22 protein-coding genes are annotated in these 23,876 nt (G+C 37.1%); 18 read left to right on the top strand and 4 right to left on the bottom strand.

From position 1 onward, the window contains the following. Positions 1-38: 38 nt before the first annotated feature. From NYE67_RS19285 to NYE67_RS19260, 6 genes are all read left to right on the top strand, one after another. Positions 39-161, top strand: coding sequence for a hypothetical protein (locus NYE67_RS19285; protein ID WP_263617280.1), 123 nt, complete (start codon positions 39-41; stop codon positions 159-161). Positions 162-185: 24 nt separating this feature from the next. Beyond that, the gene (locus tag NYE67_RS19280) at positions 186-308 is read left to right on the top strand and encodes a hypothetical protein (RefSeq protein ID WP_263617279.1); all 123 of its coding nucleotides are present in this window, start codon (positions 186-188) and stop codon (positions 306-308) included. A gap of 447 nt (positions 309-755) precedes the next feature. Further along, the gene (gene ahpC / locus NYE67_RS19275; RefSeq protein ID WP_191701428.1) at positions 756-1,319 is read left to right on the top strand and encodes an alkyl hydroperoxide reductase subunit C; all 564 of its coding nucleotides are present in this window, start codon (positions 756-758) and stop codon (positions 1,317-1,319) included. 217 nt (positions 1,320-1,536) lie between these two features. Beyond that, entirely contained in the window at positions 1,537-3,093 is a 1,557-nt protein-coding gene (gene ahpF / locus NYE67_RS19270) for an alkyl hydroperoxide reductase subunit F (protein ID WP_340727296.1), read from the top strand. Between the two features lie 145 nt (positions 3,094-3,238). Next, entirely contained in the window at positions 3,239-3,460 is a 222-nt protein-coding gene (locus tag NYE67_RS19265; RefSeq protein ID WP_191701426.1) for a hypothetical protein, read from the top strand. A gap of 162 nt (positions 3,461-3,622) precedes the next feature. Next, positions 3,623-4,195, top strand: a complete 573-nt coding sequence (locus NYE67_RS19260) for a CueP family metal-binding protein (protein ID WP_340726437.1) — start codon at positions 3,623-3,625, stop codon at positions 4,193-4,195. A gap of 76 nt (positions 4,196-4,271) precedes the next feature. On the opposite strand, the gene NYE67_RS19255 is transcribed toward NYE67_RS19260, so the two are convergent. Next, the gene (locus tag NYE67_RS19255) at positions 4,272-5,144 is read right to left on the bottom strand and encodes a MerR family transcriptional regulator (RefSeq protein WP_340730810.1); all 873 of its coding nucleotides are present in this window, start codon (positions 5,142-5,144) and stop codon (positions 4,272-4,274) included. A gap of 180 nt (positions 5,145-5,324) precedes the next feature. Between NYE67_RS19255 and NYE67_RS19250 the strand changes: the two genes are divergently transcribed. Next, positions 5,325-7,526 carry an MMPL family transporter gene (locus NYE67_RS19250; RefSeq protein ID WP_340730809.1) on the top strand — a complete coding sequence of 734 codons (2,202 nt, stop codon included), beginning with the start codon at positions 5,325-5,327 and terminating at the stop codon, positions 7,524-7,526. A gap of 47 nt (positions 7,527-7,573) precedes the next feature. On the opposite strand, the gene NYE67_RS19245 is transcribed toward NYE67_RS19250, so the two are convergent. Continuing rightward, the gene (locus NYE67_RS19245; RefSeq protein WP_339214457.1) at positions 7,574-9,310 is read right to left on the bottom strand and encodes an ABC transporter ATP-binding protein; all 1,737 of its coding nucleotides are present in this window, start codon (positions 9,308-9,310) and stop codon (positions 7,574-7,576) included. Then, positions 9,307-11,049, bottom strand: a complete 1,743-nt coding sequence (locus NYE67_RS19240) for an ABC transporter ATP-binding protein (RefSeq protein ID WP_340726434.1) — start codon at positions 11,047-11,049, stop codon at positions 9,307-9,309. The genes NYE67_RS19245 and NYE67_RS19240 overlap by 4 nt, the downstream gene beginning before the upstream one ends. A 567-nt stretch (positions 11,050-11,616) precedes the next feature. Here NYE67_RS19240 and NYE67_RS19235 point away from each other — a divergent pair. The 5 genes from NYE67_RS19235 (at position 11,617) to NYE67_RS19215 (ending at position 16,656) form a co-directional block, all read left to right on the top strand. Beyond that, positions 11,617-12,123: a membrane lipoprotein lipid attachment site-containing protein gene (locus tag NYE67_RS19235; RefSeq protein ID WP_340726433.1), complete on the top strand. Its 507-nt coding sequence runs from the start codon at positions 11,617-11,619 to the stop codon at positions 12,121-12,123. 17 nt (positions 12,124-12,140) lie between these two features. Beyond that, positions 12,141-13,718, top strand: a complete 1,578-nt coding sequence (locus tag NYE67_RS19230) for an amidohydrolase (RefSeq protein ID WP_340726432.1) — start codon at positions 12,141-12,143, stop codon at positions 13,716-13,718. 155 nt (positions 13,719-13,873) lie between these two features. Next, complete coding sequence (locus tag NYE67_RS19225) at positions 13,874-15,475, top strand: glutathione ABC transporter substrate-binding protein (protein ID WP_340726431.1); 1,602 nt, start codon at positions 13,874-13,876, stop codon at positions 15,473-15,475. Between the two features lie 146 nt (positions 15,476-15,621). Beyond that, positions 15,622-16,125 (top strand): DNA-deoxyinosine glycosylase, encoded by a 504-nt coding sequence (locus NYE67_RS19220; protein ID WP_340730808.1) that lies wholly within the window; start codon positions 15,622-15,624, stop codon positions 16,123-16,125. A gap of 60 nt (positions 16,126-16,185) precedes the next feature. Further along, entirely contained in the window at positions 16,186-16,656 is a 471-nt protein-coding gene (locus tag NYE67_RS19215; protein WP_340730807.1) for a DinB family protein, read from the top strand. A 76-nt stretch (positions 16,657-16,732) separates the two neighbouring features. Here NYE67_RS19215 and NYE67_RS19210 read toward each other — a convergent pair whose 3' ends face one another. Beyond that, positions 16,733-17,503 carry a TSUP family transporter gene (locus NYE67_RS19210; protein WP_340726429.1) on the bottom strand — a complete coding sequence of 257 codons (771 nt, stop codon included), beginning with the start codon at positions 17,501-17,503 and terminating at the stop codon, positions 16,733-16,735. Between the two features lie 134 nt (positions 17,504-17,637). Here NYE67_RS19210 and NYE67_RS19205 point away from each other — a divergent pair, with 134 nt between their 5' ends. The 6 genes from NYE67_RS19205 to NYE67_RS19180 all read left to right on the top strand — a co-directional run bounded on the left by NYE67_RS19205 (position 17,638) and on the right by NYE67_RS19180 (position 23,870). Next, on the top strand, positions 17,638-18,351 hold the full coding sequence (locus NYE67_RS19205) for a YjjG family noncanonical pyrimidine nucleotidase (protein ID WP_340726428.1): 714 nt from the start codon (positions 17,638-17,640) through the stop codon (positions 18,349-18,351). 109 nt (positions 18,352-18,460) lie between these two features. Further along, a complete protein-coding gene (locus tag NYE67_RS19200; RefSeq protein ID WP_340730806.1) occupies positions 18,461-19,126 on the top strand; it encodes a nuclease-related domain-containing protein in 666 nt (221 codons plus the stop codon). 273 nt (positions 19,127-19,399) lie between these two features. Next, positions 19,400-21,022 (top strand): glutathione ABC transporter substrate-binding protein, encoded by a 1,623-nt coding sequence (locus tag NYE67_RS19195; protein ID WP_340730805.1) that lies wholly within the window; start codon positions 19,400-19,402, stop codon positions 21,020-21,022. 120 nt (positions 21,023-21,142) lie between these two features. Next, a complete protein-coding gene (locus tag NYE67_RS19190; protein ID WP_340730804.1) occupies positions 21,143-21,901 on the top strand; it encodes an SDR family oxidoreductase in 759 nt (252 codons plus the stop codon). Positions 21,902-22,072: 171 nt separating this feature from the next. Continuing rightward, positions 22,073-22,933, top strand: a complete 861-nt coding sequence (locus tag NYE67_RS19185) for a polysaccharide deacetylase family protein (protein ID WP_340726424.1) — start codon at positions 22,073-22,075, stop codon at positions 22,931-22,933. A gap of 100 nt (positions 22,934-23,033) precedes the next feature. After that, positions 23,034-23,870 carry a putative RNA methyltransferase gene (locus tag NYE67_RS19180; RefSeq protein WP_340726423.1) on the top strand — a complete coding sequence of 279 codons (837 nt, stop codon included), beginning with the start codon at positions 23,034-23,036 and terminating at the stop codon, positions 23,868-23,870. Positions 23,871-23,876 lie beyond the last annotated feature (6 nt).

The following is a 23,876-nucleotide window of genomic DNA, read 5'->3' as shown; positions in this document are numbered from 1 at the left end:
TTTTAAAATAATAGGTTTTAAAAAAGGAGAAATGAAACATGTGGGTAGTAACAGTATTTAACAACATAAATGATATACGTATGTTCGAGTATACGACGAAAAACGAAGCAGCAACAAAATTAGCAAAATATACAAATGCAGTTTTATCTTACACAAAATAAAACAATTCAAAGGAGCTGGAATTTATGTGGGTAGTAACTATTTTTAATAATCCAAACGATATTAGAATGTTTGAATATACAACGAAAAAAGAAGCATCGGCAATCTTAGCTCAATACAAAAATGCCGTATTATCTTTTACAAACTAATAATAGAAAAGTCTATGCTGTAAGTGAAAGCTTATTGCATAGACTTTTTTACTTTTTATGAAGAATACATAGTACGTGATGCATCCTCTTTCTCATTTATTAGGATGAAATGATGTGTTAAACGAGAATTGCCAGAATTAAAATGATTTGATTCTATTAAAAGAGATAATGCTTTTAATTTTTTGAGGGATAATTATTTCTTCATAATTTCTGTATACAAGAATAACGTATATATGAGAATTTCCTTTTATTAAAATACAATTTATTGTATGTTTGAATTATACTGATATTGATATCTGCCAAGGGATTGACCATTCTACAAGAAAATCTCGCAATTTATGTAGCTACTAGTTGACGAAATATTATTAATGTAAGATAATTTTAGATGGTAATAATAATTATTTTATAATAATTATTCAACGATATTTATATAGGAGGAATTTTATCATGGCATTAATCGGTAAAGAAATAGCACCATTCGCTGCAAAAGCATTCCAAAAAGGCGAATTCATCGACGTATCTTCAGAAAACTTCAAAGGACAATGGTCAGTAGTATGCTTCTACCCAGCAGACTTCACATTCGTTTGCCCAACTGAGTTAGAAGATCTACAAAACGAATATGCTACTTTAAAATCTTTAGGAGTAGAAGTCTACTCAGTATCAACTGACACACACTTCACTCACAAAGCATGGCATGATACTTCGGATGCTATCGGTAAAATCGAATACATTATGATTGGTGACCCATCACATACAATCTCTAAAGCATTTGACGTATTAAACGAAGAAGATGGTTTAGCAGAGCGCGGAACATTCATCATCGATCCAGATGGTATTGTACAAGCAGTAGAAATCAATGCTGGCGGTATCGGTCGTGACGCATCGATTTTAGTTAACAAAATTAAAGCAGCTCAATACGTACGTAACAATCCAGGTGAAGTTTGCCCAGCTAAATGGGAAGAAGGCGGAGATACGCTAACACCAAGCTTGGATCTAGTAGGTAAAATCTAATCTAACTTTTAAGTTATAAATAACAATAAAAAGGCGGCAAAAAACAACCATTATGGCTTGATTTTTGTCGCTCTGTTTTTAACGTGGAAAAGAAAGACAAGCTCTCTATCTTTTAATTTAATATGAAAGAAGGTGAAAGGCTTGCTGTATTAGAGGGAGAATGGTCGATTATTTTTCGGGGGGAACAATCATCGGCATTCATACAGCAGCCAGTGCAATGTTAGATAATCAAATTAAAGTGCAATTACAGCAGTATTTAACGATGCTTGAAGGAGATTTATTAATTAAAGCGAGTATTGGTGATGACAAAACATCACAAGATATGCTCAATTTAGTAGAGGAACTTGAAAAAATGTCGCCTCGTATTACGGTGCAACATGCATTGTTGGAACGTACACCAAGCTTTAGCATTAATAAGGTAGGTGCAGAGGAATCAGGCGTTGTGTTTGCAGGGTTACCGCTTGGTCATGAATTTACATCATTAGTTTTAGCGCTTTTACAAGTTTCAGGTCGTGCGCCAAAAGTAGATGCCGCGGTTATAAAACGTATTCAATCAATTAAACAGCCATTGAAATTTGAAACGTATGTAAGTTTAACTTGTCACAACTGTCCGGATGTTGTACAAGCATTAAATATTATGTCAGTGTTAAATCCGAACATTTCCAACGTGATGATTGAAGGTGGTACTTTCCAGAACGAGATTAAAGATCGTGACATTATGGCAGTACCTACAGTTTATTTGAACGGTGAAAATTTCGGCGGCGGTCGTATGGAATTGGAAGATATTTTAACAAAGCTTGGGGAAGTATCGGATGGTTCGGAGTTTGCGGATAAAGAACCTTTTGATGTATTAGTTGTAGGCGGTGGTCCGGCGGGTTCTGCAGCGGCAATTTATTCGGCGCGTAAAGGGATTCGTACAGGTATTGTTGCTGAGCGCTTCGGTGGTCAAGTAAATGATACGCTATCAATCGAAAACATTATCGGAACAAAGGCAACGGAAGGTCCTGCATTTGTATCAAGCTTAGAGGCACATGTATTAGACTACGAAATCGATGTCATGAAATCCCAGCGCGCTAAAAAGATCGAGAAAAAAGATCTTATTGAAGTTACATTGGAAAATGGTGCTGTCTTAAAAGGGAAAACGGTTATTCTTTCAACAGGCGCACGATATCGTCAATTGGAAGTGCCGGGTGAAGAGAAGTTTAAAAATAAAGGCGTTGCTTATTGTCCGCATTGCGACGGTCCAATCTTCAAAGGGAAAGATGTAGCGGTTATCGGTGGAGGTAACTCAGGTGTTGAAGCTGCAATTGATTTAGCAGGTGTAGTAAATCACGTAACTCTAATTCAACGAAGTGAAGAATTGAAGGCTGATAAAGTACTCCAGGAACGTGTTCGTAGCCTGAAAAACGTAACAATCATTACGAATGCTTTAACAACAGAAATTACAGGTACTGATAAAGTAAATGGCTTAACATATAAGGATCGAAAAACAGGTGAAGAAAAACAAATTGTATTGCAAGGCGTATTTATTCAAATTGGCTTATTGCCAAATACAGAGTTCCTTCAAGGGGCAGTAGAAATGAATGCGCATGGAGAGATTATTGTCGATAAGCACGGTGCGACAAACGTCTCTGGCATCTTTGCCGCAGGTGATTGTACAGACACGGCGTATAAACAAATCGTCATCTCAATGGGTTCAGGTGCAACGGCAGCTTTAGGAGCATTTGATTATATGATTCGTAATGTTGATTCCCGTGACTATATAGAGGCATAAAAAATAGATCCGTTGTGCGAAAAACTCGTGCAACGGATTTTTCTTTTGGAATCATGGTGGACAATTGACTTGAGAGAAAAAGGTGTATTCTTTCTAGTATTCGGGTAATAAATATAATGAGTACTAGAAAGGGAGGTTTTTAAAAATGAGAGAAGAAAGAGATGAAAAAATTAAACATAAGAAACTCGACAATCCTGATTTATTAAATACCGAAAACGAAAGTATTTTTGATAAAGATGAGGAAATGAAATTTGTCGATCCGATCCCGATGGAAGAACTTAATGATCAAGTAAAAGACGAAAGACATCCTGCGGACACTAAAAAGACGTCAGGCAGTGAACGTAAAAACCAGCCAAGACGTAGATAAATAGTTTATTTTTATAAAAAGATTGATCATTTTACGAAAAAAGTGAAATGATCAATCTTGTTTTTGAAAAATCTATCATTTTTCAGAATTGTCCTATCTTTTTCACAGTATTGCATCACTAAATGGATTACAATATTGGGATAAAGGGAGGGAGTTCTAAAAATGAATTGGAAATCAATGGTATTAAGTGTATTTGTGATAATGTTTTTAGCTGCGTGCGGTAATGAAAAGGAAACGGATAGTCAAGCGATCGATAACAAGGGAGTCGAGCCTGAAACTGAAACTATTTCAAAAGGCGAAAGCGAAGATGTGAAGGGTTTGGTGGCGGAATATAGTGCCAACAAAACGACTGATGAAAAAGCATCAATTACTTCAACACAATTAATCATAACGGATACAAATGAAAATAAAATTACATATGATTTACCTGAAGATGAGTTTTTTATTTCGATTGCACCGTATGTTAATGAAACTCATCCTTGTAAAGACCATAGTTTAACAGGGTGCCAAGGAGAATTAGTTCAAAAGGAAATAGATGTGTTTATTGAAAATGAAAAAGGCGAAGTTATAGTGGATGAGAAGTTGACAACTTTAGAGAATGGTTTCATCGATTTATGGTTGCCACGTAATGAAGCGTTCATTGTTGAAATGTCTTATGATGGGAAAAGTGTAACAGGGGATTTAACAACGTTTGAAGAAGATGGAACATGTATCACAACATTACAACTACTGTAAATTGGATATAAAAATTACAAGCTCATAGTAGGGGAAAACATCCTTTACTGTGAGCTTGTATTGTCAGGGTTATTTTTTAAGTCTTTTTTGCGGGGATGATATCATCAATCGTGCGTGATAATTTTAAAGCGTTTAATTCAAATTCGCTATAGTGGATCTCCGCACCTGCTCCACCAATATAAAAAGATATATCCTGATGTGCTTGGGCCAACTTTTCCAATGTTGTAATCGATTGTGCAAATTCAGTAAAAGCAATTTCAGTGGATCCTGTGAGGAGCACAATGGTCGGCTTTTTTAAAGCGATAGTCGATTGAATCGCGGTAGGTGCAGGTGAAGGACCGAGCATTAGTGTTCGATAACCACGTAACATGCATTGAATAAGCAGAATCTGCATAGGGATTTCATGTCTTTCTCCAGGAAGACAGCTCCCTAAAACGAGCGGAGCATCTTCTGGGACGTAAAAGTGCCGACGGATATGACTTAAAAAGTCTCGCACCGTTTGACTACTGATGGCTTCCTGATATTCCCCCCATGCATTTTCGCACCAAAGTTGGCCAATTTCATGTAAAAAGGGAACAACAATTTCATGAATCAGCTTTTCAACACCAAACTTATGGTGTGCCTGTTCGAGTAAATGTAATATCTCATGTTCATCCCCTTCCGTACCAGCCTTAATCAGCGCTTTATGAAAGAAAGTAATAGGATTTACTTCTGGGGCGTCTTTATATTTAAGATAATGGTCTACAGCTTGCTTAATTGTCATGCCATTATTTATATGGTTTTTCAGCAGCATTAAAGTTTGTACTTCGCCTTCGGAATAAACGCGATAACCATTGTCCAATCTTTCAGGTTGAATGATTTGATAGCGATCTTCCCATTTACGAATCAGTTGTTTAGAAAGATTTGTAATATCGGATACTTGCTGAATAGAATACGTTTTTTTAACCAAGTTTTGCACCTCCTTAAGTAATTACTTATTTATGTCTATTCAATCGAAAAAAAAAGCACTTGTCAAATGTTTTTCATATGCTGTACAATGTTTGTATAACCATGTATGAGGGTATTATTTGTAGGGTATGATTATTAGTAAAAAATGGTAAATAGAAAAGTAGGAGAAGGGGGTTGTATTATGTCAAAACATCCATTAGAAAAATGGGGAAGTGTAATGGGCGGCAAGAATACACGCTGGATAGTTTTAGGGCTATGGATTGTATTTGCTGTTACATTTGCACTTATATTCCCGCAAATTAATAGTGTAGAAAATTTTGCGGGTGATGAAATCCCAGAAACATATACATCAATACAAGCAGGAAAAATTTTAGAAGAAGAATTTGCTTCCGATAGTGGAATTCCATTATTAATTACTTGGTATAACGAATCAGGAATTACAGAACAGGATTTGACAAATATCCAAGGGTTATACAAGCAACTTGCAGATGATCCACTAAATGGGCAGGAATCTATTCCGCCATTCCATGAACTTCCGGCTCAAGCATTGATGGGCTTATTATCGGAAAATGGGGCCGCACTTGTAACACCTGTATTTTTCTCCCCAGATAAAAATACAGATGTATTAAAAGAAAACTTAGCAATTATTAAAGAACGTACGGAAGAACAGTTTGGCGAAAATCCATATGAGTCGAACCTGGAAGATAAAGGATTACATGCTCGTTTCTCGGGACCGGTTGGAATCTCAATTGATGCTACGGATCTTTTTAAAGCAGCTGATGTTCAACTTATGATTGCCACTGTGATTATTATTTTAGTCATTTTATTATTAATTTACCGTTCTCCAATTTTAGCTATTATTCCTTTAGTTGTTGTTGGGATTGCATATTTAGTTGTAAGTCCTTTATTAGGGGTGATGGCAGAAAACGGCTGGATCGATAAAGATGCGCAGGCAGTAGCGATTATGATTGTCCTACTATTTGGTGCGGGTACAGACTATTGTTTATTCTTAATTACACGTTACCGTGACATATTATTAACAGAAGAAAACAAATTTACGGCGTTAGCTATGGCAGTACGTGAATCTACCGGTGCCATTGTGATGAGTGGTTTAACTGTAGTAATCGGTTTAGCAACACTGTCTTTAGCGGACTATGGTGCTTTCCAGCGATTCGCTGTTCCATTTAGTTTCGGTGTATTAATAACTGGTTTTGCCGTTGTCACATTATTGCCGGCAGTACTCGGCATTTTAGGTCGTGCAGCATTTTGGCCATTCGTTCCACGTACGGAATCGGCTGAAAAAGCACATGCGGAAAAGAAAAATAAACCATATAAGCCTCGAAAGCCAAATCACCGTTATATGCGTGCGGTCGGTGAATTCGTAACGACAAAGCCATGGCTTGTTATTGTTATTGCAGGTGTAATTTTGATTGGTTTAGCTTTCGCTTCAACGAATATTAAATATAATTATGATTTAATTTCTTCATTCCCTGAAGATATGCCATCACGTGAAGGCTTTACAATTATTGAAGATAACTTCACACCAGGCGAATTAGCTCCGGTACAGCTTTTAGTAGATTCAGAAGGAACAGATATTAATATTACAGAACAATTATTAGGGTTGCCTTACGTGAGCATTGTAAAAGAAATGCGTACAGGTGATGTAAATAATAATATTCAGCTTTATGAAATAGATTTAGATAAAAATCCATACTCTAATGAAGCAATGGATGATGTTGAACAGATGAAGGATGATGTCAAGTCGATTTTAGCTGAAAATAATCTGGAAGATGGTCAGTTCTGGATAGGGGGCGAAACAAGCGCCCAATTAGATACAAAGGTTGTGCAATCAGGTGATGAAAATATTATTCAACCTGTTATGATTATCATTATTTTTATCGTCTTACTAGGTTACTTACGTGCCCTTATTACTTCGATTCAACTGATGGTAACTGTATTGATTTCCTTCTTCTCAGCTTTAGGTGCAGGTTGGTTAATAATCCATTACGGCTTAGGGCATGAAGCGATGGCAAGTGCAATTCCGTTATACAGTTTTGTATTTATTATTGCGTTAGGAAATGATTATAATATATTCATGATTTCAGATATATGGAAAAACCGAAAGCGTGGTATTGCTCATCGTGAGGCAATTGTGAATGGTATTGCATCGACTGGAGCAGTTATTACTTCGGCAGGGTTAATTTTAGCGGGTACATTCTTAGTATTAGCTACATTACCGATTCAATTATTAGTACAATTCGGTATCGTAACGGCAGTCGGAGTATTACTGGATACGTTTGTTGTACGTCCGTTGCTTGTACCAGCAATTATTACGGTATTTGGAAAATGGTCTTATTGGCCAAATAAAAAGCTTCAAAAATAGAAAAAGGGTGCTGTCCGAAATGAATTTCCGGACAGCACCTTTTGCTTTTAAGAAATTAACGAACCTGATTGTAATCGGTACATCAATTCATATTTACCGCCAAGTGCAACAAGCTCATCATGGCTGCCTTGCTCAACGATCTCACCACGGTCTAATACTAAAATTTTATCTGCATTTTTAATAGTAGAAAGACGATGTGCAATGATGAAAGTAGTCCGTCCCTTTTTGAGTACATCCATCGCATGCTGGATAATCTCCTCTGTTTCCGAATCAATATTAGATGTTGCTTCATCCAAAATCAAAATGGCTGGGTCAAATGCTAATGCCCTTGCAAATGAGATTAATTGGCGCTGACCAGATGAAAGGGTACTTCCTTTTTCGATTACGGGTTCATCAATTCCTTTTTCGAATTTTGATAGAACACGGTCACCACCGACAGCCTCCAGTGCATTTTCAACCATCTCACGTGAAATACGTGCATCATTCAAGCTAACATTTGATGCAATCGTTCCGGTAAATAAATACGGGTCCTGTAATACAATGCCCATATGCTCACGAATTGCTTGTCGAGGCAGCTTTGTAATGTCCTGCCCATCAATGATAATACGTCCTTTTTGTGGGTCATAGAAGCGGAATAACAAATTCATTATTGAACTTTTTCCTGAGCCTGTATGACCAACAAGTGCAATGGTTTCGCCTTCCTTTGCTTCAAAGTGAATATTTTTTAATACATAATCGTCATTTTTGTATGCAAATGAAACATGATCGAATACAACATTTCCTTTGTAGCGCTCAATTCTTTCTTTGCTTACTTCTTCTCCCGGCTGATCAAGTAACTCGAATACACGGGTACCCGCTACAAGTGAACGTTCCAGTTGCGAAAATTGATTGACCAAGTTAGTAATTGGGTTGAATAGACGTGTAATATAATCAACAAATGCATAAAGTGTACCTGCTGATACTGCTTCAGGCAATGTCATCGATTGTGTACCGAAGTAATAAACGAATACAGCAAACATACCAAGTCTTAAAATATTTACTAAGTTATGTGAAGTCGCAGAATCCAATAGTAAAAGCTTACGGTTGTATTGGTAATGCTCATCGTTCATCTCATCAAATTCAAGTCTCATCTGATCTTCGCGGCGGAAAGCCTGAATAATTGTCATTCCATTAATCGATTCGTTAATCATCGCATTAATATCGGCAATTTTTGTACGAATGACATGATTGTATTGTGAAGCAAATTTACGGTATAAAATCATCCAAATATAGACGATTGGAATGAGCACTAGGGCAAAAAGCGCCATTTTCCAATTTAAAATAAATAAAGCTATATATACCCCTGCAATGGTAATAAAGCTGTTCGCAAATTGCGAAAGTACGGTTACGTAAAGGTTTCGAATTGCCTCTGTATCATTTGTGACACGGGCAACTACTTTACCGGCCGGCAAGTTATCAAAGTATTCAATTGGTAGCTTTTGAATATGCCCGAACACATCTTTCCGTAGCTGTTGAATGACAAAGTTTGCACCCCGTTGTAAAAAGATGAACATTAAATAACGGAACACAGCAGTCAGTACGGATAACAAGAAGAAAATCGATAATAAAATCGCAATTGGCTCTGCCTGTAAATTACCTGGTTCCATGTAATGGTCGATAATATATTTTGCAATAAACGGACCTGCGATATCCGTTGCAACAGCAATAGTTAATAATGATAATCCGATTAAAATCGGCTTTTTAAATTTTAAAGCATACAGGTACAGTCGTTTTGATGTACTCATTGCTCCACCTCCTCAAGCTGCTGGCGGTCAAATTGCTCTTTGTACCAACCACCTAAGCGTAGAAGCTCTTCATGTGTACCTCGTTCAACGATATAACCATCATCCAGTACAATTATTTCATCCGCATGTTGAATACCTGATAATCGGTGAGTTGAAATGATTGTCGTTTTTCCAGCACGCTCTGTTTGTATATTTTCAATAATTTTTGATTCTGTTTTAGCATCGACAGCAGATAAAGAATCGTCCAAAATTAGAATTTCCGGATCTTTAATTAGTGCACGTGCAATTGATACACGCTGTTTTTGTCCACCAGATAACGATACTCCTTTTTCTCCCACTAGTGTTTCGATACCTAGTGGTAAATTCGCTAAGTCTTTTTCGAAGTCCGCTAAGCGAATAGCCTCATCAATATCTGCTGATGATGCATCCTCTTTTCCGAACAATATATTTTCACGAATGGTACGGGAAAATAGCACGTGATCTTGTGGTACATAGCCAATCCAATCTAAAATTTGTTCCTTCGTCATATGTGCCAAATCGGTATTATTAATAATAATTTGCCCGTCTCCTAACGGGTACTCACGCAGTAGTTGACGAATGAAGGTTGTTTTTCCCGCACCTGTCTTTCCGACAATGCCAAGAGTTTGCCCCTTTTGTAAATTCAATGAAATTTGCTGTAAGTTTTTTACCTGAGATAAAGGGTATTGGAAAGTAAACTCAGAGAAACCAATTGAATTGGGTACGTTATGTTTCATTGGATTATTTGGATTTTTAACATCTGCTTCATATTCTAATGTATCCTGTACACGGTCAAGAGATGCACTTCCTTGCTGCATGACGTTAATCAGCTCGCCAATTGCGAACATTGGCCAGATTGCAAGCCCTAAATACACATTAAATGATACAAGCTGACCGACTGTTAGCGCCTCATTTGATACAAGGACGGCCCCGTAACCAAGCGCGATAACGTAACAGACTCCTGTTCCGATTTTTGTAATTGGCATAAAAAGACCATTAATATAGGCAACACGCATATTTTTTACAAAGATATTTTCGCTCATCTCTTCAAAACGTTCTTCGTCTTTACTTTCTTGGACGTAAGCGCGGATAACACGTGTTCCCGCAACAGATTCCAAAACGTTGTCATTCATTTCACCGAACGCACCCTGTGCAATCATATAACGCTCATGGACAATCTTACCTAAATATTGAATAATGATTGCCATGACCGGTATTGGAAGCATTGCAAAGAAAGTTAGTTTCCAGGAGATGAAGAAACCCATTGCCAAAATAATAAGCGCCATAAACACCGTCGAATCAATTAGCGTCATGATTCCGAATCCTGCTGTTAGAGTGACGGCATTTAAATCATTTGTAGCTTTTGCCATTAAGTCCCCTGTACGGTTTTTTTCATAAAATGTAGGGGTCATTTGTAGAAATTGATGCATTAATTTTTTTCGCAATATTCGGTCCAGTGCAATTGAACCACCGAATAACTGGTATTGCCAATAGAAGTTTAATCCATAGCTTGCGATTGCAGCTGCCAGAATAAATCCGACATACTTAAGAAGCTGTGCCTGATCCATTTCGCCACCAGTCATAACATCAATGGCTTCACCTAAAATCCATGGTGGCAATACTTCTATAAAACTTGCAATTATCAATAGCGTAATAGCAACGGTGTACTGCTTACGGTACTGTTTAAAAAACCATTTTAATTTCACAAACACATTAAACATTACTTATACCTTCCTTCTATAAAGTTTGTAGCATTGGCTACCCATCATCGAATCGATCCGTTTTTAATAGTTTTCGAATAAAGATTGTCATACAAAGCCCTCCTGAATTTTTTTCACTAAATAGCACTGTTTTTCTAGGTTTCGAACATCCGTAAGCTCTTATCCAACAAAAAAACACCTCTTTCGATTTTTCGAAAAGGTGTCATTACGAAAAAAAGCACAAGGAAGTCCAAATCCGTGCCCTTTAATTAAAAGTGCAAGCTAAATTAAAACAAAAGTACGGAAAAGGGAAATATGAAGTTGTCGCTTTGAAACGTGTACATCTAAAGGTGTTGTCTTCATGCCCCTAATCTCCTTTCCTTGTTCCAATTTATTTAGTGTTCCTTAATATTATTAGAGCGAATTATCATTGTCAATATATTTTGAAAACAATTTATATTCAGTATTGGTATTTTATGGTTTAAGGTGCGAATTCCTATAAAATACAACTTTATTATTATAAAAGTTTGAAAATTGAGAGTATATTCGTTATCGTGGAAGTAACACATCAAAAGGAGTGGTCCAACAATGAAGAAGCTATTTTTTACTTTGTCACTTATATTTGTGCTGGCAGCATGTGGGACGGAAGATACAACGGATATAACAAATAATGTCCCGGGAAATACTACAGATGATGTAACACAAGGTGATACAAATGTAGAGGAAAAAATGATTACTTTATATAAATCAGATGCAAATGCTGAAAATACAGTTCCATTTGAAGAAGAATTTGAAGGCGATGAAGGGAACCTAGTATCTTTTATTTTCGAGGAAGTAAATGAGCATGACGTAGAGTTATTGGATTATACACTAGAAACTGAGAGTAAAAGCTTAGTGTTAAATTTAGGCGACGATATTTATACTATTCAAGGTTCTGCTGGAGCGAGAATGTTCGTAGAAACATTAGCACGCTCTTACTTTGAAAATTTACCGGATATTGATGAAATTACATTTATTCATAAAGGCTCGTATGAACCGGCATTGGATCATATGAACATAGGACAGCCTTACTTAAGAAGTGAATTTGATATGTAGATTGGGGATTGTGGGAGATGAAACAACTATGGACAAATGGCACGATTTATACGATGGAACAAGAAGGAAGTACAGTTCAGGCTGTACTTGTTCATGAAGGTAAAATTATAGAAACAGGAGATTTCGATCAATTACAGGAAAAGGCAGATGAAATTATCGATCTACAAGGGGCATTCATGTATCCAGGCTTTGTCGATAGTCATTTGCATATGATTGGGCATGGCGCAAAGTTAATGCGACTGGATTTAACGCAGGCGAAGAATGGAAAGGGAATTTTGGAACTTGTACAGAACGCGACAAGTCTGCTTGATAAAGGGCAATGGTTGATGGGCGATGGTTGGAATGATAATCAATTTATAGATGGTCAAATACCAACAAAAGAAGAACTTGATGCCATCACTAACAAACCCATATTCCTCAATCGCGTTTGTCACCATGTTGCATTAGTAAATTCAGCAGCACTCCAAATAGCAGGTATAACAAAAGACACACCAGATCCGGAAGGCGGAAAATTGGGACGTCATAAAAATGGCGAGCTGAATGGCTTACTGTATGAGCAAGCTATGAATTTGGTTTCGTCTACTTTCCAGCAAGAAGGAGAAAGCTATATTGCTAGTTTGGAGCAGTACCTTCAACTGGCCATTGAACATATGCAATCTTATGGATTAACAGGAGGACATACCGAGGAAATGGCCTATTTTGGACAGTATACGAATCCACTAACAGCTTATCAGCGTGTTGTTGGTGGTAAAAAACATTTCCGTGTCAATTTATTGCGTCACCATACAGTCTTTGAAGAAATGGTTATAAATAATGCGTCATTTGATGAACCGTTTATCGAGCCCGGTGCAATGAAGATTTTTGCTGATGGATCCTTTGGAGGCTCGACAGCTGCAGTTCTGGAACCATATGCAAATGAAGCTGATAATAAAGGTATGCTCATTCATACAGATGAACAACTGGAAGCCCTTATTCAATTAGCGAGAAAATACGGGGAAGCAGTAGCCATTCATATTATTGGAGACGGTAGTATGGAACAAGTATTACCATATTTAGAGAAATACCCGGTTGCTAAAGGAAAGCGTGACCGCCTCATTCATTGCTGTCTCGTATCGGAAGAGCAGCTAAATCGAATAAAAAAGCTGTCTGTTATTTTGGATTTACAGCCTGCTTTTGTAACGTCAGATTTCCCATGGATACTTGAAAAGCTGGGGGAAAACCGTTCTGGTCATTTGTATGCATGGAAGACTTTTGTTGAAGAAGGCTTAATGTGCGCGGCAGGAACCGATGCGCCGATAGAAGCGATTAGTCCATTTGAAACAATCTATGCAGCAGTAGAACGTAAAAAGCTAGAAGATACGCATGACGGATATGGTGCTGAACAAAAGCTAACACGCTTTGAAGCCGTAAAAATGTACACTGTGGGAAGTGCTGAGGCCATTTGTAAAGAAAATGAACGGGGTTACATCCGCTCAGGATACGATGCAGACTTTACAATACTAGATAAAGATCTATTAAATTGCACTGCCGATGAAATATTACAAACAACTGCATTAAAAACAGTTGTTGCAGGTAATGTAGTATACCAAAAATAAATAATAAAATTAAAAGAATCACAGACTACCTGTGGTTCTTTTAGTTTTGGGAAAAATAATCCAAGTAAACTTATATGAAAAAACATTGAAATCTCTTCTATAAAAAGCTATGATATAAAAAAATTGAAAATTCAGTTATATAAGGAGTGTTAAAAATGAAGTTACATAGGTTTTGGATGTTATTAACGTTCTCTTTTCTTTTATTGTTAGCCGCATGTAGCGGTGATGAAAATGCGACATCAGAGAATAATGAAACAGCTACAAATGAAACTACAGAAAAGACAGATGCTCAAGGGGGCGAGTTAGTAATAGAAGTGCTTTCAGAGGCAGTAGAATTGGATCCCCACGGTTCAAATGATATTCCTTCGTCAAATATACAACGCAATATTTTCGAAACATTAGTTGTTCGAAACTTTGAGACTGGTGAAATTGAGCCATTATTAGCAGAATCATGGGAATATGTAGACGATTTGACTCTACAATTAAAATTGCGCCAAGGGGTAAAATTCCATGATGGCACAGAATTTAATGCTCAAGCAGTAAAGGTGAATTTGGACCGTATACTTGACCCGAATATTGCTTCGCCACGTCTTTCAAACTTTGAACCGATTTCAGAGATTGTAGTTGTGGATGATTATACAGTTCAAATTAAAACAGAGAAACCGTATGGACCGCTATTATTTGCTTTAACACATCCAGGGGGTAATATTATGAGCCCAGCTGTTATTGAAGAAGACTATAAACGGATGGAAAATGGCGGAGAGGCACGTGCTTACGGAAATGAGAACCCTATCGGCACAGGCTTCTTAAAATTAGAGAAGTGGTCACCAGGTCAGGAAATTCGTTTAGTGAAAAATACAGAATACTGGGGTGAGCAAGTTGCTTACGATTCAGCGGTCTTTAAAACAGTACCTGAAAGTGCAACACGTGCAGCGGATTTAGAAGCTGGATATGCACATATTATAGATCCAGTGCAACCAACAGAAGTACCACTAGTAGAAGGGTTTGCACAAGTATTAAAGCAACCTTCCGTATCTATTTCATACTTAGGCTTCAATACGGAAAAGGCACCATTCGATAACCCGAAAGTTCGTCAAGCCATCGCAAAAGCATTAGACCGTGAAGCAATTATTAAAGGAGTATTTGATGATTTTGGTGTGCAAGCCTTTGGTCCATTATCACCTATGGTATGGGGATATACAGAAGATGTAACCAAACAGGATACAAACTTAGAAGAAGCGAAAGCATTATTAGCGGAGGCAGGCTTTGCTGATGGCTTTAAAACGGCAATTTGGACGAATGACAATCCACAGCGTCAACAAATAGCAATAATTTTACAAGAAGCATTGAAGCAATTGAAAGTCGAAGCAACAATTGAAGTAATGGAATGGGGTGCATATTTAGAAAAAACATCCAAAGGAGATCATGACATGTTCATGCTAGGATGGGCGCCTTCTACAGGGGATGCAGATGGTGCACTTTACCCATTATTCCACTCATCCGATATCGGTAATAACAACCGTACTCGCTATAGCAATGCGAAGTTGGATGAATTATTGGAACTAGGTCGTATTGAAACAGATGAAGCGGTACGTGCAGATATTTATAAGGAAGTACAGGAAATGATTAATACAGAGGCACCAGCGGCATTCATTCATCACCAAGCATACTTAACAGGATATGCGAATAATGTTACAGGTTTATCCGTTGACGCGACAGGCATCTACCAAATCCAAAACGTACAAATTAATCAATAAGCAAAAAAGTGCTACTTGCAACCGACGAAACTCACTCGGTATGCAAGTAGCCTTTTTCATGGGTGAAAGTTTATGACTATTTCCTGATGTTTGGCATGTCCTGTCTGGATTTAATATACTAAATTTACGAGAAAGGATGGGATACGATGGAACCTATACAAAATGTATTGCCTCCAATTGTAGATGATAAAACATATGTGCTTGTCATAGGCTCGATGCCAGGAAAACAATCATTAGAAAAACAGCAATATTACGGTAATCCAAGAAATCATTTTTGGGCAATCATCGGGAAGCTACTGGCAACCGAAATTCCTGAAAACTATAATGATAAAATCAGTCTTCTTCGTACACATAGAATTGGTTTATGGGATTCAATAAAAAGTTGTGAACGGAAAGGGAGTTTGGATGCAGCGATAAAAAATGAAGTTCCAAATGACTTTGCGACGCTTTTTAAAAAGTATCCCCAAATTAAACTTATCATATTTAATGGCGGTAAAAGTTTTGAAGTATTTAAGAAGCATGTGGGATTAGAGACTTTAGAAAATCGTGCGTATGAAAAAATGCCTTCTACAAGCCCTATACCAGGAAGAAATATAAAGTCATTCGATGAAAAGGTAGAGCTATGGCGTATTATTCAACAATATCTATAAATAGACCATTTTTGTGTTGTTCGGTATGATTATATAAATGATTAAAAAGGGGAGTTTTCCATGTATCGTATAGCAGAAGATTTCGTAAAAGATTGGGCAATAGCATCAAAAGGTGCACTAAGAGTAATGCAGGCAATTTCGAATGATAAAATGAAAATTGCGATTGTCGATGACCACAATTCACTAGGTTGGTTATCATGGCATTTAGTGAGTGTAGCAGGTGCATTTGGTCAATTTGCAGGGTTACAAATTCCTGCTCCGGGGCCAGATATGCCACAGCCTGAAACAATGGAAGAGATCATCGAGAAATATGAACTAGTACGTGAAGCCTATAAAAAAGAAGCAGCCACATTGACGGAAGAGCAATTATTAGAGGAAGTGCCTGCATTTGGAGGAATGATGCAGCGCGGTGATTTATTGAGTAAAGTCATTGCACATCAAACACATCATGTTGGTCAAATGACTGTATTACTGCGCCAGGCAGGCTTAAACGTTCCACCGGTAATGGGTCCAACAAAAGAAATGCAGTAATATAGTGACCTGCGCCTTTTTGATAAATGAAAAAAAGAAAGTGCCCCAATTTTAAGGCACTTTCTTCTCTTGCAAATTAATTGGAAAAATAATCATATGCATTTTTTGCAAGTAAAGTAACTGTGACAATGATGAATAGAACACGAACATAGCCACTTCCACGCTTAATGGCAAATCGTGAACCGACAATTGCGCCGAAAATTTGTGCAGCCCCCATTATAATCCCATATGTATAATTGATTTGTCCTAAATAAACAAACATTAAAAGTGCCCCAATATTACTTCCAAAGTTCAGAAGTTTTGCATTGCCCGCAGCCTTTAAAAAATCATACCCCACTATTAAAAATGCAAAAATTAAAAATGAACCTGTACCTGGTCCCAAAAAGCCGTCATAAAAGCCAATAAGTGCAATGACTAAGAAGAATAAAATATATTTTGTCTTCGATAGTGACTTAACTGCAGAAATACTGCCCCAATCCTTTTTAAAAATGGTGAAGATTGCTACAGCGGCCAACATAATAAGCATTAGTGGTTTCAATAGATTTGGATCTAGTAAATGAACAATCCATGCCCCAATCATAGAACTAATAAAGACGTAAGGGAAGTATTTCATTACCGATTTAAAATCCAATTTTCCAGAACGGTAAAAAGTAATGGTACTTGTTAGTGATCCCATTGTTCCGGCAAGTTTATTTGTTGCAACGGCTGCAGATGGACTAAGCCCAGCAAACATTAGTGCCGGTAAGGAAATAAGACCACCGCCTCCCACAACAGAATCAATAAAAGCAGCTAAAAAACCAAAGGAAATTAAAATAATAATGAGTTGTGGGTCCAGCTCGAATCCCATAAAGGAAAACCTTCTTTCTTCATTTAAACCAATATAGTCATGCTAACGAAAATCATGGTTCGTGTAAATACTTAAAATTTTATAATAACTGTGATATTGTTAGTAAATTAGCTTTATAAGAACGGAGTATATAAATGAAGGACTATCAATTTTTATTGTTTGATCTAGATGATACATTGCTCGATTTTAAAGCAGCAGAAAAATTAGCTTTGCCGAAGTTATTTGAAGCACATCAATTGCCATTAACTCCACAAATCGAAAGTGTCTACCGTGAGATAAACTCTAACTTATGGCGCTTACTTGAAGAGGGGCTAGTTACTAGAGAAGAGTTAATGCAAACACGTTTTGGGAAAACATTTGAATACTTTGGGTATGAAGTAGACGGAAGAGCATTGGATGCTGAGTATCGCGGCTATTTAACAGAGAGTAAAGTGTTTGTAGAAGGTGCAATGGAATTAATTCAAACATTGGCACCTCAATATGACTTATATATCACGTCAAACGGCTTGGCAGATACACAAATGAAACGCCTCCAAGTTACGGGACTAGCTCCTTATTTTAAAGGAATCTTCGTTTCGGAAAATACAGGCTATCAAAAGCCGATGAAACAATTTTTTGATTATGTCTTTAACCATATTCCGAATTTCGATTTAAATAAGGCATTGATTATAGGTGATTCCTATAGTGCTGACATTATTGGCGGGGCTCGTGCAGGCATTGATACGTGCTGGTTAAACCCAATGTATATTGCACCGCCACAATCCATAGTGCCGACTTATGAAATTAGTAGGCTGGATCAGCTCCTTTCGATTATAAAGAATGAAAGCCATTTAAAAAGCACTGTATAATATTGTTTTTTGAATGTGTTTACGATTTTTATTAGCCTATTGGTGCATAGTAAAAGGGTTCAGTTGTCTGTTAAAATGGAGTATAAAATGTACGCAAGGAGTGAGCGTAATGACCTTATTTATAATAGTTGTAATGGTAATTGTAGGCTATCTCGCATACAAAGTTTATGTTCATGACAATACTATTTTTTACAAAATAACGGGTTATTCCTATTTTGATGTATTAATGAAGAAGAGGGTCCGAGTATTAAATAAAATTATGCATGATCTAGAGCGTGCTAAAGGCGCTCGAAAAGTAATGATAAATTTACAAATTCCTATTTATGAGGAACTTCATTTAATTGATGCATTACTCCTACATGAATCCGGTATTTATGTAATGACCATTAAAGATAAATCCGGCTGGATTAATGGACGAGAGCAAAATATTGAATGGAAAGAGCTCTTATATAAGAATAAAATACGCACATTCAACAACCCGATTCACGAAACAAAGCGTCTGGTAAATGCCTTACAGGATCAGCTTCCAGAAGTGGATGCCACACTATTCGAGTCAGTTGTTGTCTTTACAAACGATTGTTCAATTCAACAAATTGAAATTCATTCGCAAAATGTCGAAGTGTTAAAAATGTCCGAGTTAAATAACTGGACAAAAACCCTTGATAGAAAACGTCTAACGGAAGCAGATATTGCAACGTTATTCTCAGCATTAGAAGGCTTTATGATTGGGAAAAACATTGAATTAAAGTCGAAACCAACAGTATCGGCGAATTAAAATGAAGAGCTAAGCAGGTAGTCCGCTGCTTTAGCTCTTTTTTTATATTAAACGAAAATGTATAAAAATGCATAATGTACTATTGAAAAAAGGTTGGTTTTGCTATATAGCATATTTTATTTGCTCATTTAAGTAATTTATTTCGAAAATAATATGAACGAATTATTTGTCTGAAATGAATAAAAATTTAAAATATTGTTTGTTTTATGAATTTCAACCTGTAAAATTTAGGCTGTAATATGGATGAAACAAAAAACAAAGGGGGCACAACAAATGAAGAAAAACTTTAAAAATAGTTTTCTACTATTTATAGTAATGGCATTTGCCTTATTACTTGTTGCTTGTAGCGGTGGAGATGATTCAACAGAAGATTCTTCTAGTAATAACGATTCTTCGGCAGATTCTTCGAATAATACAGATGGAGCAGGCGGTGATTTAGTATTAGCAACATTATCCGATGCCGCAAATCTAGATCCTCATATGTCAACGGATGTTCCATCAGCTTCGGTATTATCAAACATTACAGAGGGATTAGTAAAAAAGGATAAAGACGGAGAAATTGTACCGAGCTTGGCAAAAAGCTGGGCATCCATTGATGATTTAACATGGGAGTTTGAACTTGAAGAAGGGGTACAATTTCATGATGGAGAACAATTCAATGCTACAGCAGTGAAAAAGAGCTTTGAACGAATTTTGGATCCGGAAGTTGCAGCGCCACGCGCATTTTTATTTGAAGCCATTAAGGAAGTGGAAGTTGTGGGTGATTACACACTACGTATTCATACACACTATCCATTCGCACCACTATTAAACCACTTAAACCACCCAGTAGGCGTTATTCTTTCACCAGCACAAATTGATGCAGATTATGAAAATATGAAAGCGGGCAATATAGCCGGAGCAATCATGAATGCTAATGGTCCAGTTGGTACTGGCTTTATGAAGTTTGATTCATGGACACCAGGCACGGAAATTAAATTAGTGAATAATCAGGATTACTGGAATCAGAAGGCATATATTGATTCAGTAACTTTCAAAGTAATTCCTGAAAGTGCAACGCGTGCAGCCGAGCTTGAGACAGGGTATGCACAGATTATTGAACCAGTTCAACCTAATGAAGTAGAAATGATTGACGCCACATCTAGTTCAGTTAGTATTACTCCGGGTTCTTCATTATCCTACATCGGATTTAATATTAATAAAAAGCCGTTTGATGATGTACGTGTGCGTCAGGCGATCTCAATGATTGTAGATCAACAGTTAATCATTGATGGAATATATGAAGGAATTGGCGAACCGGCACGTGGTCCGCTAGCACCAACTGTATTTGGCTATGATGGAACACTAACACCAATTACAAAAGATATTGAAAAGGCAAAAGCACTTTTAGCAGAGGCTGGGTACGCAGAGGGCTTTGAGACTTCGATTTGGACAAATGATAATCCACAACGACAAAATATTGCCATTATGCTTCAGGAAGATTTAAAGCAATTAAATATTACAGCTAATATCGAAGTTTTAGAATGGGGTGCATATCTAGATAAAACGGATGCTGGAGAGCATGAAATGTATATTCTAGGTTTATCAAATCCAGTAGGTGATGCAGATTACTTCCTGACACAACTATACCATTCTAAAAATCATGGAGGATCTGGTAATACTACTTTCTATAGTAATAAAGAGTTAGATACAATATTAGATGAAGCACGTGAAGAAATTGATACAACGAAACGTCTTGCATTGTATAAACAGGCTCAAGAAATCTTAATAGAAGAAGCACCAATGATATACGTACACCATCAAGCCTATATTACGGGCTTAAGTGAAAAAATAGAAGGGCACTGGATCAATGATTCAGGTCATCATAAGCTTCAGGAAGTGAAATTTGTAAAGTAAGTATAAAGGAAGCGGAACTTTTCGGAGTTCTACTTCCTTTTTATGTATTTTTTAAAGGTGAACTGGCTGTTAGCGTCGAAATTATTAAAGTAACGAAATCCTATTTAGGAGGTTTTATGTATGAGATTGAAGGATAAAGTCGCAGTAATAACAGGTGCTGCATCAGGAATGGGGAAGGCGACGGCCATTTTATTTGCCCGAGAAGGTGCAAAGGTTGTTGTATCGGATCTAACTCTTGAAGGTGCAGGGGCAACAGTAGCAGAAATTACAGCACTGGGTGGAACGGCAACTGCTGTAGCAGCTAATGTTGCGACGGAAGCAGATATTCATAAATTAATAAAAGCCGCTTTAAATAGTTATGGTACACTTGATATTTTAGTAAACAATGCTGGTATTATGGACGACTTTTCTCCAGTAGGCGACGTGAAAGATGACTTATGGGATCGCGTATTTGAAGTAAATGTAAAAGGTGTTATGCGTGCAAGCCGTCAAGCAATGCCTATTTTTCTGGAAAAGGGTGCAGGAACGATTATCAATATTGCCTCAATAGGTGGTTTATACGGCTCTAGGGCAGGGGCTGCTTATACAGCATCTAAACATGCGGTTATAGGATTAACGAAAAATACAGCATTCCAATATGCAGAAAAAGGAATTAAATGTAATGCAATTGCTCCAGGCGGGGTCAATACAAATATTGGGGCAAGTTTCAGCAATGCAAACCAAGAAGGTATGTCTCGTGCAATGGCAGGAGCAAGTTTTAACCCACGCAGTGGCGAACCGGAAGATATCGCGCGGGTTGCACTTTTTTTAGCATCTGAGGATTCTGATTTTGTAAATGGGGTTGTCATTACTGCAGATGCAGGATGGACAGCTTACTAAAAATTTATTATAAAGGTTCGGTATGTAAACCGAACCTTTTTTATAGGTGAAAATGCATTTGAAGAACAATCCAATACAATTTTAAGAAAAATATGTTTTTTTTGAAATATTATCAACTTTTTGCTGTGTTCATACGTCTAATTAATATACTGACGATTGGAGGGCAATAAGATGGGCAAAAAAGTTGGACTACTCGGTATTATGTTTAGTTTAATAGTTTTTCTAGGCTTTCGTTTTTGGACAGATGTGCCATCCACATTTGCAGATAGCGAGAAGATTACGATGAGCTTAACTTATTCTGAACAAGTAGCGTACAACCAATTTATTAATACAGCATCAAGTGACAGTGGCTTAGTGAAACCCTTTTATTTATATAATGGGGGGTTATCACGGACTATTCAAAACTGTGATGAATACATAGAGGTTGAAAAAATATTAACTCAAAAACAAGAGGATGAACAGAGCCAACCTACTAGGGGAGATAAGAAAAGAATTGCGCTTACTTTTGATGATGGTCCACATCAATATGTGACAAAACAGGTTTTAACAACGCTTCAAAAACATGAAGTGAAGGCAACATTTTTTGTCCTTGGTCAAAATGTTGTGAAGCATCCGGAAATTGTAAAAAAGGCAGATGCATTTGGGCATGAAATTGCCAACCATTCATGGAGCCATAAAAATTTAACGAAGCTTAATGTTAAGCAAATGCAAGCGGAGATCAATCGTGCAAACGAAGCAATTTGTGATGCAATCGGGAAATATCCCACAATGTATAGACCCCCATTCGGCGCCATTGACGAGACGGTACGAGAAGTCATTGAGTTAACTCCGGTTTTATGGAATATTGATACACTTGATTGGCACCATAAAACACCGTCAAAAACTTTGGCGAACTTGAAGGAACAAGCAAAGGATGATGGCATAATTTTGATGCATGATATTCACCAACAATCCGCAGATGCTTTGGAAGATGTGATTCTTTATTTAAAAGAGGAAGGCTATGAATTTGTGACAACAAGCCAATTATTATAGTTTGCGAGTTTTAAAAGGAAGTAGTGAGGGCTATTTCCTTTTTTTATTTTTATCAGTTTATGGTACGATACAAGCGAACACATACGAAGGAGGATCCATCGTGGGTCTATTATCAAAAAGAGCGTTAAGTATTAAACAATTTCAATTAAACAGTAAAATTTTTGCTTGTCCTATTTGCAAACAGCAAATGAATATGAGCGATGAAGGGAAAATGAGCTGTCCCTTGAATCATACATTTGATGTAGCAAAGCAAGGCTATTTATATATGTTAAATCGACCGGTCCAGTCGATGTATGGTAAAGAATTATTCGAATCACGCCATACGGTTATTCATGCGGGAATATATGACAAAGTGCAAAAAGCGATTGCCAGTGAAATTATACAGCAAAATCCAATCATTTTAGATACAGGTTGTGGAGAAGGGTCTCATTTACACCGCATCTGTGAGCAATTAGACGGTGCTGTTGGCATCGGAATCGATATTTCAAAAGAAGGAATTATGGCAGCGGCAAAGTTTTATAATGAACAGCTTTGGTGCGTGGGTGATTTGGCGAATAGCCCATATAATGAACAATCCTTTGATGCCATCCTTAATATTTTATCACCTGCAAACTATGAGGAATTTAAACGACTGCTGAAGCCAGGGGGGAAGGTTATTAAAATTGTTCCCCAGGAAAATTATTTAATGGAGCTACGCAAGCAAGCATTTGCAGATTCTGAAAAGGAAAGCTATACAAATGCTCAAACGGTAGAGCGTTTTAAGACAGCCTTTACACATGTCGAAGTGAAGCGAATTACGTATACCGTTCCACTTGAAGCACATCTAGTACAAAACTTACTTGAAATGACACCAATGGGCTGGCACATTGAAGGAAAAGAAAGTATTCAATTAAGGGAAATTACAATTGATTTGGATTTATTAATTGGAATGGAGTGATGATGG

It is taken from the genome of Solibacillus sp. FSL W8-0474 (assembly GCF_038004065.1).
GTDB classification, from domain to species: domain Bacteria; phylum Bacillota; class Bacilli; order Bacillales_A; family Planococcaceae; genus Solibacillus; species Solibacillus faecavium.
This window is presented reverse-complemented; position numbering and strand designations above follow the sequence as displayed.

Coding starts and splice junctions, on each gene's coding strand:
- NYE67_RS19285 (WP_263617280.1), top strand. CDS start 39: ATGTGGGTAGTAACAGTATTTAACAACATAAATGATATACGTATGTTC.
- NYE67_RS19280 (WP_263617279.1), top strand. CDS start 186: ATGTGGGTAGTAACTATTTTTAATAATCCAAACGATATTAGAATGTTT.
- ahpC (WP_191701428.1), top strand. CDS start 756: ATGGCATTAATCGGTAAAGAAATAGCACCATTCGCTGCAAAAGCATTC.
- ahpF (WP_340727296.1), top strand. CDS start 1,537: ATGTTAGATAATCAAATTAAAGTGCAATTACAGCAGTATTTAACGATG.
- NYE67_RS19265 (WP_191701426.1), top strand. CDS start 3,239: ATGAGAGAAGAAAGAGATGAAAAAATTAAACATAAGAAACTCGACAAT.
- NYE67_RS19260 (WP_340726437.1), top strand. CDS start 3,623: ATGAATTGGAAATCAATGGTATTAAGTGTATTTGTGATAATGTTTTTA.
- NYE67_RS19250 (WP_340730809.1), top strand. CDS start 5,325: ATGTCAAAACATCCATTAGAAAAATGGGGAAGTGTAATGGGCGGCAAG.
- NYE67_RS19245 (WP_339214457.1), bottom strand. CDS start 9,310: ATGAGTACATCAAAACGACTGTACCTGTATGCTTTAAAATTTAAAAAG.
- NYE67_RS19240 (WP_340726434.1), bottom strand. CDS start 11,049: ATGTTTAATGTGTTTGTGAAATTAAAATGGTTTTTTAAACAGTACCGT.
- NYE67_RS19235 (WP_340726433.1), top strand. CDS start 11,617: ATGAAGAAGCTATTTTTTACTTTGTCACTTATATTTGTGCTGGCAGCA.
- NYE67_RS19230 (WP_340726432.1), top strand. CDS start 12,141: ATGAAACAACTATGGACAAATGGCACGATTTATACGATGGAACAAGAA.
- NYE67_RS19225 (WP_340726431.1), top strand. CDS start 13,874: ATGAAGTTACATAGGTTTTGGATGTTATTAACGTTCTCTTTTCTTTTA.
- NYE67_RS19220 (WP_340730808.1), top strand. CDS start 15,622: ATGGAACCTATACAAAATGTATTGCCTCCAATTGTAGATGATAAAACA.
- NYE67_RS19215 (WP_340730807.1), top strand. CDS start 16,186: ATGTATCGTATAGCAGAAGATTTCGTAAAAGATTGGGCAATAGCATCA.
- NYE67_RS19210 (WP_340726429.1), bottom strand. CDS start 17,503: ATGGGATTCGAGCTGGACCCACAACTCATTATTATTTTAATTTCCTTT.
- NYE67_RS19205 (WP_340726428.1), top strand. CDS start 17,638: ATGAAGGACTATCAATTTTTATTGTTTGATCTAGATGATACATTGCTC.
- NYE67_RS19200 (WP_340730806.1), top strand. CDS start 18,461: ATGACCTTATTTATAATAGTTGTAATGGTAATTGTAGGCTATCTCGCA.
- NYE67_RS19195 (WP_340730805.1), top strand. CDS start 19,400: ATGAAGAAAAACTTTAAAAATAGTTTTCTACTATTTATAGTAATGGCA.
- NYE67_RS19190 (WP_340730804.1), top strand. CDS start 21,143: ATGAGATTGAAGGATAAAGTCGCAGTAATAACAGGTGCTGCATCAGGA.
- NYE67_RS19185 (WP_340726424.1), top strand. CDS start 22,073: ATGGGCAAAAAAGTTGGACTACTCGGTATTATGTTTAGTTTAATAGTT.